This is a genomic window from Novosphingobium sp., assembly GCF_019748365.1.
In the GTDB taxonomy this organism is placed as follows: domain Bacteria; phylum Pseudomonadota; class Alphaproteobacteria; order Sphingomonadales; family Sphingomonadaceae; genus Novosphingobium.
In genome coordinates, this window is sequence record NZ_JAIEPN010000078.1 from 1 (window position 1) to 10,888 (window position 10,888).

10 protein-coding genes are annotated in these 10,888 nt (G+C 63.0%); 2 read left to right on the top strand and 8 right to left on the bottom strand.

The window, feature by feature from the left end; all coding sequences use genetic code 11:
- Positions 1–185: 185 nt before the first annotated feature.
- The 6 genes from K5Q19_RS10070 to K5Q19_RS10095 form a co-directional block, all read right to left on the bottom strand.
- On the bottom strand, positions 186–1,418 hold the full coding sequence (locus tag K5Q19_RS10070; protein WP_365759143.1) for an IS110 family transposase: 1,233 nt from the start codon (positions 1,416–1,418) through the stop codon (positions 186–188).
- Between the two features lie 816 nt (positions 1,419–2,234).
- Entirely contained in the window at positions 2,235–3,185 is a 951-nt protein-coding gene (locus K5Q19_RS10075; RefSeq protein WP_292944358.1) for an IS110 family transposase, read from the bottom strand.
- Between the two features lie 313 nt (positions 3,186–3,498).
- Positions 3,499–4,074 carry an LptA/OstA family protein gene (locus K5Q19_RS10080; RefSeq protein ID WP_292944360.1) on the bottom strand — a complete coding sequence of 192 codons (576 nt, stop codon included), beginning with the start codon at positions 4,072–4,074 and terminating at the stop codon, positions 3,499–3,501.
- Positions 4,071–4,715 carry an LPS export ABC transporter periplasmic protein LptC gene (locus tag K5Q19_RS10085; protein WP_292944362.1) on the bottom strand — a complete coding sequence of 215 codons (645 nt, stop codon included), beginning with the start codon at positions 4,713–4,715 and terminating at the stop codon, positions 4,071–4,073. The genes K5Q19_RS10080 and K5Q19_RS10085 overlap by 4 nt, the downstream gene beginning before the upstream one ends.
- 36 nt (positions 4,716–4,751) lie before the next feature.
- The gene (locus tag K5Q19_RS10090; protein WP_292944364.1) at positions 4,752–5,369 is read right to left on the bottom strand and encodes a ribonuclease D; all 618 of its coding nucleotides are present in this window, start codon (positions 5,367–5,369) and stop codon (positions 4,752–4,754) included.
- Between the two features lie 62 nt (positions 5,370–5,431).
- Positions 5,432–6,748, bottom strand: coding sequence for a UDP-glucose/GDP-mannose dehydrogenase family protein (locus K5Q19_RS10095; RefSeq protein ID WP_292944366.1), 1,317 nt, complete (start codon positions 6,746–6,748; stop codon positions 5,432–5,434).
- Between the two features lie 101 nt (positions 6,749–6,849).
- On the opposite strand from K5Q19_RS10095, the gene ung reads away from it, so the two are divergent.
- Positions 6,850–7,539 (top strand): uracil-DNA glycosylase, encoded by a 690-nt coding sequence (gene ung, locus K5Q19_RS10100; RefSeq protein WP_292944369.1) that lies wholly within the window; start codon positions 6,850–6,852, stop codon positions 7,537–7,539.
- A 9-nt stretch (positions 7,540–7,548) separates the two neighbouring features.
- On the opposite strand, the gene K5Q19_RS10105 is transcribed toward ung, so the two are convergent.
- Positions 7,549–8,532: a magnesium and cobalt transport protein CorA gene (locus K5Q19_RS10105; protein WP_292944372.1), complete on the bottom strand. Its 984-nt coding sequence runs from the start codon at positions 8,530–8,532 to the stop codon at positions 7,549–7,551.
- Positions 8,533–8,653: 121 nt separating this feature from the next.
- Between K5Q19_RS10105 and K5Q19_RS10110 the strand changes: the two genes are divergently transcribed.
- Entirely contained in the window at positions 8,654–10,180 is a 1,527-nt protein-coding gene (locus tag K5Q19_RS10110; protein WP_292944375.1) for an NAD(P)/FAD-dependent oxidoreductase, read from the top strand.
- A 501-nt stretch (positions 10,181–10,681) separates the two neighbouring features.
- Here K5Q19_RS10110 and K5Q19_RS10115 read toward each other — a convergent pair.
- A partial coding sequence (locus K5Q19_RS10115) for a hypothetical protein (RefSeq protein WP_292944378.1) occupies positions 10,682–10,888 on the bottom strand: 207 nt, incomplete at its 5' end.

The window sequence follows — 10,888 nt, forward strand, 5'->3', positions numbered from 1 at the left end:
TGCGGGCGCTACGCGCCCTTGCCTTCATCAAGGCAATCCGGCTCTTCAAGGGACCGGTTCCCAACGTGCTACGGCCCGGAGCTTATCTCAAAGGCTCTGGATCGCTGGGCATACGAGAACGGGGTTACGCTGGACTTCTCGCGGCCGGGCAAGCCGACCGACACGGATGTTGTAGAAAAGCCCTTTTAAGCAGGTGCCGGCATTTTCTTTGTCGCTTGCGATCTGTTGCGAGGCTTGCTGCGCCACCGGGAGGTGAAGTCGGCGTAGGCGTTTTCTGCCTGCTCGACACGCACCCGCTCGGCAGCCCGCTTCTCCGGGATGTTGTAATCGTAGGCAGCGCCTCGCTTGGCGTGCTCCGGCGGCAGGCCAGCCTTGAGCTCGATGCTACGGAACTTGCGGGCGAGCAGGGCCGGCCGAACCCAGATGTAGTCCTCCCCTTTGGTCAACATGTGCCAGATGATCATGGCGAGCTTGCGTGCAGTGGCGACCGCGGCGATCGGCTTGCCCCGCTTCGCTGCCACACGCTGGAAGAAGGCCCGCAATGGACCAGGCGAGCGAGCCGCTGCCCATGCTGCCTCGACGAGCATGCCGCGCGCTTGGCCTCCGCCCTGTTTGGTGATCCTTCCATGGTACGCGGGTCCTTCGCCAGACTGGCGGGTGCTCGGATTGAGACCAAGATAACCGACCAGCTTCGTGGGATCTTCGAAGCGACGTACATCACCAATTGCTGCCGCAACGCCCGACGCTACCGCCATGTCAACGCCAGGCAGCGTCATCAGCCGCCGTATGACCGGGTCGGACATGGTCGCCCTCGCGATGTCAGCTTCCACGTCCTTGAGCGACCCTTCGATGAGGTCGATCTGTGCTAAGTGACGCTGGACGGCGGCACGTTCGTCGTCGGGCAGGCGCTGGGCGGCGATCCACTTTCGCCCGCTGATCCCGGTCAAGTTGCCATGCGGGCACGGCGGGGTCAGATGCGCGTGCAGGACCGATTGGATGAGGTTCTTCAGCCGCACTCTTTGGCGGATCAACTGGGTCCGGCGCGCTACCTGTCGCCGGAGGGCGAGCGTTGCCTCGTCGGGAACCCAAACCTCTGGCAGGAACCCAGTTGCGTATAGCTTGGCCAGCACCGCAGCATCGATCGCGTCGGTCTTGATCTTGGCATGCGCGATGAGCCTCACCTGCTTCGGGTTGGCGATGACGACGCGATCGACGTGAGGGGCAAGGACCTCGACGACAGCGGCGGCGTTGCCGGTCGCCTCGACAATCACATTGTCGTCGTGCGTGAGTTCCGTTCTGGCGAACTCCTCCAGGCGCTCACGCAACATGGGTATGCGGCCGAGCTTCACCAACTTGCCATCGAGCAGCGCCACGGCCTCGGCCGCTACCCGGTGGATGTCCATGCCGACAATCCGCATAGCCTCCTCCTTGGTCCAACAAGGTAGAGGGAGCTGGCGGGCAACACGACAATTACGGATCCGCGCTCGCAGCGCATCCGGGCTAGTCGCAGGGGCGGCCAGATAACGACCTCGAGCTCGCAGCTCATGTCAGTGCGACGGCCTGCCCGCACTCTCCGTGCTCCCGGTGCCCCATGGCCCGGATCAGCGGAACCTAGCAGGTCGCACTGATCTCGAGAACGAGTCACCGACATGTATCATGCCGGATAACGCCTTCATCGAGGTGTTCAACAGCAAGCTGCGCAGCGAATGCGTGAACACGCACTGGTTCTTGTAGCTGGAAGACGCTTGCGAAAAGTTGGGCCGCTCGCGTAGAAGCTTGTATATTGGTTGTCCACGTCAAGCAGTGTTTTGATCGCCATCTCCTAGCTAACACAACAGTGGCTCGAGCATCTCCCGTCGGAGTCCATGCGCCGTCCTGGGCGCATCCACTTGGATCCGGTTGAGGCGCTGTGCCTCCGACCATAATCTCATTCACGTCCTTGGGATGCTGCGCGGGGCGACCTCACTACAATTCGGCGCGCTGGTGCCATCTCTACGCCCGGTCGATACCCACGCCCACGATGGCTGCCATGCCGTCGAAGCTCAATATTATCAGCGCGCGTTTAACACGGCGCCAGCTGGGATCACCCCATGTTCGACGAAATGCCACAAGACGATGGCGAGCTTCCTTGCCATCGCGACGACCCCCACCTTGCGGCCTCTCGTGCCATTTTCGGCAAAGCGCGCGCGATACCATAAGGCGAGTTCGCTCGTCGGCTGGTGGAGCATCCGGGCCTAGGCAATCTCGACAAGCAGCGTCCTTACCGGCTTGTTCCCGGCTTTACTGATGCCCTGATCCCGTTGGACCTCGCCGCTCGCATATGGAGTTGGGGCCAGGCCGAGGTATGAGGCGAGATGCCGTCGACTGGAATACTGTCGCTGGAACACCTCGGCGACCAAGAGGGTGGCGCTAAGTTCGCCAATACCGGCCAGCTTTGTCAGCGTTGCTACCTTCGCCCAATCTGGAAATGGCGACGCGGGATCGAGAAGTGTGTCACGGAGCTCCGCCTCGAGGGCCTTAATCTGGTCCAGCACCAAGTGGAGCCGCTCAAACTCACGGGTGATCTCCGCCTTGAAATAGCGACCCAGAAGTCGCCCATCGCCAGTCACAAGACTATCGAGCTGCGCGCGGCGCTCGCCTCCCCACAGACCCTTGATGTTCCTTATCCCATGCAGAGCGAGCAGTCCTCGAATGCGATTCACGTGTCGTGTCCGTTCGGATGCCAAACGTGTGCGCTCCCGACTGATCCGCTTCGCGTCTTCGACCTCTGGCGTAGGGACGGGCACAACCCGGCAAACCCTGGGGTCGCCGGCGAGGTAAGCGCGCAAGGTGAAAGTCATCGCCTCAACATCGATCCGATCGGTCTTGGTACGTCGCCCACTGCGCGAAATCAGGAAACTCGAGGGGTCGAGCACATAGATATCGATGCCGCGGTCAAGAAGAAATCGAGCGAGCCAGAATCCGTCATATCCGGCCTCGAAGCAGACCTTGATCTCGACAGCTTGTCCGAACTCCCGGGTCAACCGCGCTTCAATTTTATTGAAGTGCTCCATCAGACGTTCAGTATCTCCTCCACGTACCGCCCCGACGGAGACCTTCGTTCCCTTCGGCGGCAGTGCGCCAATTACCCAGCGCGCTCGGCTAAGCTCAATTGCAACTGTGCAGATTAGAGGTGCATCGGTCATGACTTGTCTCCGGCTTGGCGCCGGACCGCCCGGCGCCCGTCCGAGTCGGACAGTCAAAGGATCTTCAACGACGAGTGACCGCACAGCGCGATCGGCAATATCCCTCCGGTCATGCTGGCAAACCAAGCCGGAGCCACCAGCCCTCCAGACAGGGGCCAGGCGGAAAACTCTAGACCCGAACGGTCCAAGGTTGGGTAGCAGTGCAGGGTCACGTCAGGTCGTCCGAGCCTCGGCGCGGGTGGGTGCGCAGGCGGGTACAGCATGGCGAGCGATAGCATCAGGGATTTATTCGGGTAGCAATTAACGTGTGGATTCAATTCTTTGGAACACTGAAAGTCCCACTCACCCGCTCGCCGGAAATCGGCTTTCCGCCCGAGATCGAAGGTGACATCGCGACGGACGAGCGCCCGTCAATGTTAGAGATTCCGGTCTTCAAGTCGATCACCAAGCGCCCGCCATTGAGCGTGTCGGTCCCGCGCCGCAGCGCAACATTGCCGGCCATTGTGATGATCTTGGCATTGAAGTCGTAGACGGCCGCATCACCGGTCGCACGCTCGTTGCCGCGCGTCACCACCACGCCGCCCATCGCATCGATCCGCTGGATCTGCAGGGTGCCTGCATCCGTATAGGCCATCGTGGTGCGCGCTGCGCGCATGGTCAGATCGGCCTGCGTAATCTCGACATTGCCGGACAGCACGACGCGATTCTGCTTGTCCATCAGTTCGATGCGGTCGGCACCGAAATTGACCGGAGCCTTGCTGTTGTGCGCAGCGATGGCCTGAGCCGCGAGATGCTGCGCACCCGCCACAAGCGCGGCAGATGCGGCAAATCCCAGCGCGAGGGAGCGCAAGGGCCGTCCGGCCTTCAAGGCTTCGATCAGCGTGGTCATGGCATTTTCAGCTTGCCGGATTCCATCGTCAGGCGAGCGTGGCCGTCAAGCGTAATCGTCCGCGCTTCAAGGTCAGCGCTTATCCTGTCGGCCGAGAAAGTGCCAGCAGGAATGCGTCCCTCCGCGCGGCCCTGGCTGACCAGAAGGCGCTTGCCGATATCGATATCAGCGCCGCCGGTCACCATGCGATAGCCATCCGACGTCTCGAAATTGACCGGGGTCGGCACGTCGATCTTCTGTTTGGCGAAGTCATAGACCCCGGCGCCGGTCGTCAGGCTGGCAGGCCCGTCATTCAGCATGACCCGCGCGGTGATGTCGCGCATCTCGACCTCGTCGCGCATCTCGGAATGCTGGACCGCACTGCCCGCGGTGACGGAAAAGTTCCGGCCGGAATCGTCCTGACCGCGGTACATCGCGCTCACCACGCGCAGCCGGTCGTTGACCATCGCCACCTTGTTGCGATCAAGCAGGAAGCTGATGTCTCCGCGCGGCGAGAATGGGGCAATCACGAGGACCGCCAGCAGCGCGCCAATCGCCGCGGGCAAGCCCACCGCCACGAACTTCACCATGCGGTCATGGAAGCCGCCGGGCGCAGCAAAATGCTGGCGGCGACCGCGCAGGCTGTCGGCCTTCTGCGTCACGGCGCTGGATATCCGGCAGACGTCACCCGCAAGCCCTCACTCGTGGCTGAAGATGTCACGGTCGGCCCAGCCGGCGATGTCGAGCAGCGCCCGGGTCGGCAGGAACTCGAAGCAGGCCTGTGCAATCTCGGTGCGCCCTTCACGGGCCAGCCTCTCGACGAAGATGGCGTGCATCGCGTGGAGAAAGCGCACGTCGGACGCGGCATAGTCCTGCTGGGCATCGCTCAGCGTCGGAGCGCCCCAGTCGCTCGATTGCTGCTGCTTGGAAATTTCCTTGCCGAGCAGCTCGCGCACCAGTTCCTTTAGGCCGTGGCGGTCCGTGTAGGTCCGCACCAGCTTGGACGCGATCTTCGTGCAGAACACCGGCGCCGCCATCACCTTGAGGTAGTGGTGGATCGCCGCGAGATCGAAGCGGGCAAAGTGATAGAGCTTCAGCCGCGCCGGATCGGCAAGCACTGCCCGCAAGTTGGGTGCAGCATAATCGCTTCCCGCCGTAAACCGCACGAGATGTTCGTCGCCATGCCCGTCGGAGATCTGCAACAGGCAGAGCCGATCGCGCGTGGTAACAAGCCCCATCGTTTCGGTGTCGACAGCGACCGGGCCCGGCGCAAGAACGCCCTCGGGCAGGTCTTCTTCATGAAGATATACAGCCATCCGCCCCGCTTAGGCTTTCGGGGCGGTGGCGGCAAGCGCGGGAATCGGGCCGACGGCCGGAGCTACTTCCGTCCGACGCTGCTATAGTGCCATCCGGCGGCGCGCACTTCCTCGGGATTGTAGACATTGCGCAAGTCGACCAGCACGCGGCTGCTCACAAGCTGGCCCACCCGGTCAAGATCGATGCCGCGGAAAGCGTCCCATTCGGTCACGAGCACCACGGCATCGGCGCCGGTCACGGCGTCGTAGGCGTTCTTTGCCATCGCCACCTCGGGCATCAGCGGCGCTGCGGCCTCCATGCCTTCCGGATCATAGGCCACGATCTGCGCGCCCGCATCGAGCAGTGCCTGCACGATGGCGATCGAGGGCGCATCGCGCATGTCATCGGTGTTGGGCTTGAACGTCAGACCGAGAAGCGCAATCCGCCGCCCGCGCGGTTCGCCCACACCGGCCTCCGCCATGGCCTCGATCACCTTGCGGCCCATCGCGCGCTTGCGGGTATCGTTGGTGCGCACGACCGCCTCGACGATCCGCACCGGGCTCGCGTAATCTTCTGCTGTCTTGAGCAGCGCGAGCGTATCCTTGGGGAAACAGCTGCCGCCATAGCCGGGCCCGGCATGGAGGAACTTCGAGCCAATCCGGTTGTCGAGCCCGATCCCGCGCGCCACGTCCTGCACATCGGCGCCGACTTTCTCGCAGAGATCGGCCATTTCGTTGATGAACGTGATCTTGGTCGCAAGGAACGCATTCGCCGCGTACTTGATGAGCTCCGAACTGCGACGACCGGTAAAAAGCAGCGGCGCCTTGTTGAGGAATAGCGGGCGGTAGACCTCGCTCATCACGCCGCGCTCCCATTCCTCCTCGGCACCGACCACAATGCGGTCCGGCCGCTTGAAGTCCCCGATTGCAGCGCCTTCGCGCAGGAATTCGGGGTTGGAGACGACGGCAAACTTCGCACCTGGCGCACGCTCGCGGATGATCCGTTCGACTTCGTCACCCGTACCCACCGGAACGGTCGACTTCGTCACGATCACGGCCGGGCCGGTCAGCCCATCGGCGATCTCCTGCGCCACGGCATAGACATAGGACAAGTCGGCGTGACCGTCGCCGCGCCGCGAAGGCGTGCCCACCGCGATGAAGATCGCCTGCGCCCCTGTCATGGACCCGGCCAAATCTGTTGAGAACGAGAGGCGCCCACCGCGCACGTTGGTCGCGACGAGTTCCGCTAGTCCGGGCTCGTAGATCGGCATGACGCCTGCGAGCAGCCGATCGATCTTGCTCTCGTCCTTGTCGATGCAGACAACATCATGGCCAAAATCGGCTAAGCAGGCACCCGAGACGAGCCCGACATAGCCCGAGCCTACCATTGCGATCTTCATATCCGTATCCTCGAAACTGCGAGCCGCGCGTTAGCAATCCGCGCCCGGGCCATGCAAACGGTATTCCCTGCGCGCAGTTGGAACGGTAACGCTGCGACGTCATGACAAGCGTCCCAATCCCCGAAACCTGGCGCGCCGCGCTCGAAACCGTGCTGACCAGCCGCCCTCTGCGTGCGCTGGGCGGTTTTCTGCGCGCCGAGGAAGCGGCTGGAAAGCAGATCTATCCCCCCGCGGGCACCCGTCTTGCCGCACTTGCGCACACGCCGCTTCCCGCGGTTCGCGTCGTCATACTCGGGCAGGATCCCTATCACGGCCCCGGTCAGGCCCACGGCCTTGCGTTCTCGGTGCCGCGCGGCGTGCCGGTGCCGCCCAGCCTGCTCAACATCTTCAAGGAACAGGAGGCCGATCTCGGCCTCGCGCGGCCCAAGCATGGCTATCTCGAAAACTGGGCGAAGGGCGGCGTGCTGCTTCTCAACACGGTCCTCACCGTCGAAGCGGGACAGGCCGGTTCGCATCAGGGCAAAGGCTGGGAACTGTTCACCGATGCCGCGATTCGCGCCGTCGCCCAGCGCCCTTCGCCGTGCGTCTATCTCCTCTGGGGCAGTCATGCGCGCGCCAAGGCCGGGCTGATCCGCGAGGCGAGCACGGGGCCCCATCTCATTCTCGAAGCCCCGCACCCAAGCCCGCTTTCAGCGCATCGCGGCTTTCTCGGCTGCCGGCATTTCAGCCGGGCAAACGCGTTCCTCGAAGAGCAAGGCGCCGGCGTGATCGACTGGCGGCTGCCGGCCTGAGGTCAGCTTCTAAAGCCAGCCAATCCGCCTGAAGCGCCACAGCAGGCCACCGCAAATCACGATGATCAGCGCCCACACCATGGCATAGCCCCAGCGCCAGTGGAGTTCGGGCAGGTAATCGAAGTTCATGCCGTAAATGCCCGCAATCGCCGTCGGCACGGCAAGGATCGCAGCCCAAGCGGCAAGCTGGCGCGTGATCACCCCCTGCCGGTGCTGCTCCAGCAGTCCCGCCGTCTCCATTGTCGCCGCCAGAGTTTCCTTCAGGCTCTCCATGCGGGCCATGGCGCGGCGCACGTGGTCGAGCACGTCGCGAAACCAGATTCGAGCCGAAGGATCGATCACTGGTAGGTCCGCTTCGGCAAGGCGCTGGGTCAGTTCTTCCATCGGCCCGATGATCCGCTCGAACCGCCGCAGTTCGCGCCGCAGTCGGAATATGCGGCGGATTGTCGATGGATCGGGAAACCGGTCTATCGCCGCTTCCTCGATCGTGTGCGCCACTTCCTCGAACTGATCAGCGATCGGCAGATAGCCATCGACGATGAAATCGAGCACGGCATGGAGGACGTAGTCGGCGCCTTCGGCGAGATGCTCGGTATCGGCCTCAAGCGCGCGGCGCAGATCGGCGTGCGCCCGCGCGGAGCCAACCCGTACGGTCACGATGAACTGCGCGCCGAGAAAGATCGCGGTCTGCCCGTAAGTGATCGTGTCCCCGCCCGGATCCATCATCGCGGTGCGCGCGACGACGAACAGTTGCTGGCCATAGATATCGACCTTGGGCAATTGGCGCGGGTTGAGCGCATCCTCGATCGCCAGCGGATGGAGCTCGAACTGGCGGCCAACGCGCTCCACCTCCTCTGGCGTCGGATCACACAGCCCTATCCAGTCGAAACATCCGCGCGGTACGGCCGCCGCCGTCAGCGGCACCCCTGTCAGGACAAGATCGGCGGGGTCCGGCTTCCCCTCGTTATAGCGACGCGCGGCGATGATCGGCATGGGTTTCCTTCTGTCGCGCTCTGTGCAGGAGTGCAATCGCGGCATTCAATCGCGCGTTGAAACAGACTGGCAATCATTCCGCCGACTGCTATCATGCGTGTCAATAACAGCGGAGGATGGCATGGGTTTCGAGACTACGCGGCGCACCGCTCGGCCGGACATCGACGTCGCGATCATCGGCGCGGGGCTCTCCGGCATCGGCATGGCCGCGCACATGCAGATGCTCTGCCCGGACCGCAGCTACGCCCTGTTCGAACGCCGCCCGCAGCTTGGCGGCACCTGGGACCTGTTCCGCTATCCCGGCGTTCGCTCCGACAGCGACATGCACACGCTGGGCTTCATCTTCGAGCCGTGGAAGCACGAGAAATCGATCGCCGACGGACCCGCGATCCTCGAGTACCTCAATCGCATCGTCAACGAGCGCGGCATCCGCCAGCACATCCGTTTCGAAACCAAGGTCGTCTCCGCCAACTGGGAAAGCGCCAATGCCTGGTGGGTGATCACCAGTGAAGCCGCCGATGGCCAGCGCAGCCGGACCACCGCGAACTTCCTCTACCTCGGATCGGGCTATTACGACTACGACACGCCCTATGATCCCGCCATCCCGGGCCGGGAGGACTTTGCCGGCACGATCATCCACCCGCAGTTCTGGCCGGAGGACTTCGACTATAGCGGCAAGCGCGTCGTCGTGATCGGCTCGGGCGCGACCGCGGTCACCATCGTGCCCGCGATGGCAAAACAGGCGGCGCACGTGACGATGCTGCAGCGCACGCCGACCTGGTATGCGATCCGCCCCGCGCGCGATGCGATCGCCAACACGCTGCGCAAGTTCCTGCCGGAAAAGCTCGCCTACAAGATCACGCGCTTCAAGAACGTCACGATGCAGAACATCGTGTTCAAGCGCGCCCGCACCCAGCCGCAGAAGGTCAAGGACTTCCTGACCAAGAAACTTCAGGAAGCGCTCGGCCCCAAGTACGACCCCGCCACTTTCACCCCGCCCTACAACCCATGGGAGCAGCGCCTGTGCCTCGTGCCCGATGGCGATCTGTTCCACGCGATGAAGGCGGGCAAGGCCGATATCGTCACCGACCATATCGAGCGCATCGACGCAGAAGGCATCCAGCTCAAGTCGGGCAAGCGGCTTGATTGCGACGTGATCGTTACCGCCACAGGCCTCGCCCTCGCCATGGCCGGCAAGATCGCGCTGGGCATGGACGGCCAGCCGGTGCGGATGAACGAGCGCTGGTACTACAAGGGCTGCATGTATTCGAACCTGCCAAACCTCGCGCAGGTCTTTGGCTACCTCAACGCCTCGTGGACACTGCGCGCGGATATCGACGCGGACTTCGTCTGCCGTCTGCTCAACCACATGAAGAAGGCGGGCGCCGACAGCGCGACCCCGGTGCTGACCGACGAGAGCGCGCTGGAGGCCGATACCCCGCTCGATCTCTCCTCCGGCTACATCCAGCGCGGGCTTGCGATCCAGCCGAAGAACGCCAAGACGATGCCTTGGCAGCTCAATCAGGACTATGTCTGGGACCGCAAGTACATGAAGGAAAACCCGCTCGACGACGGCATCCTGCGCTTCGGCAAGGCAACCGGCGCGGTGGCGGCGAAGACTGGCGAGGTCGTCGAACCGGCGGAGTGAGGGGCCGCTCCCTGCGTTCCCTCGTCATTCCCCCGAACGCGGGAATCCAGTGGTGCCCCCCGATCTGGATTCCCGCCTCCGCGGGAATGACGAGATTTGGAGGGCTGTTGGCGGGGGAGAGGTTGACACAGTTGACAGTGTCCGGAGTGAAATCTGCCGATCCCGCCGCGCACTCTATTTGACTGGTTTAAGGCCATAATCAGCGAATATGTGGCCAACGCGCCGGATGGATGACCGGAACGTGCGTCTGTTACTCCCCCCGCAGGACATTCCGCTCTGAACCTCCCGACCATGCAAGCAAACGGCGCGGCAAGTCCGACGCGGCCTTGGACGGACTTTTACGCCTCACAGAGCGACTGCAATCATGCGCGAAGGGGGAGCGCCTGAGCGATCTTGACCTCTCTACCCGCATGACATTGCTGATGCAGCAAGCGGGAACTCGCGCGACGGGTTGCACTGCCAGTAAATGGGCGGGTTGCAACGACGTTCAGCAGGAATGTCCTACCCGCCACCCGTCATCACATCACCCGCGAAAGTCGGGATCATAACAATGAAACGCAACGTAAACATCACTGACATCGTACCAAAGTGTAACTTCATAGCAGTGGCCATTGGATTGGACCACTCTCTGCTGCTGTCAACACCGGGATAAAAACGGGCCAGGCACCGGTTTAAAAAGGGGCCAGTTGGGTTGAATAAAAAGCCCCA

Coding starts and splice junctions, on each gene's coding strand:
- K5Q19_RS10070 (WP_365759143.1), bottom strand. CDS start 1,418: ATGCGGATTGTCGGCATGGACATCCACCGGGTAGCGGCCGAGGCCGTG.
- K5Q19_RS10075 (WP_292944358.1), bottom strand. CDS start 3,185: ATGACCGATGCACCTCTAATCTGCACAGTTGCAATTGAGCTTAGCCGA.
- K5Q19_RS10080 (WP_292944360.1), bottom strand. CDS start 4,074: ATGACCACGCTGATCGAAGCCTTGAAGGCCGGACGGCCCTTGCGCTCC.
- K5Q19_RS10090 (WP_292944364.1), bottom strand. CDS start 5,369: ATGGCTGTATATCTTCATGAAGAAGACCTGCCCGAGGGCGTTCTTGCG.
- K5Q19_RS10095 (WP_292944366.1), bottom strand. CDS start 6,748: ATGAAGATCGCAATGGTAGGCTCGGGCTATGTCGGGCTCGTCTCGGGT.
- ung (WP_292944369.1), top strand. CDS start 6,850: ATGACAAGCGTCCCAATCCCCGAAACCTGGCGCGCCGCGCTCGAAACC.
- K5Q19_RS10105 (WP_292944372.1), bottom strand. CDS start 8,532: ATGCCGATCATCGCCGCGCGTCGCTATAACGAGGGGAAGCCGGACCCC.
- K5Q19_RS10110 (WP_292944375.1), top strand. CDS start 8,654: ATGGGTTTCGAGACTACGCGGCGCACCGCTCGGCCGGACATCGACGTC.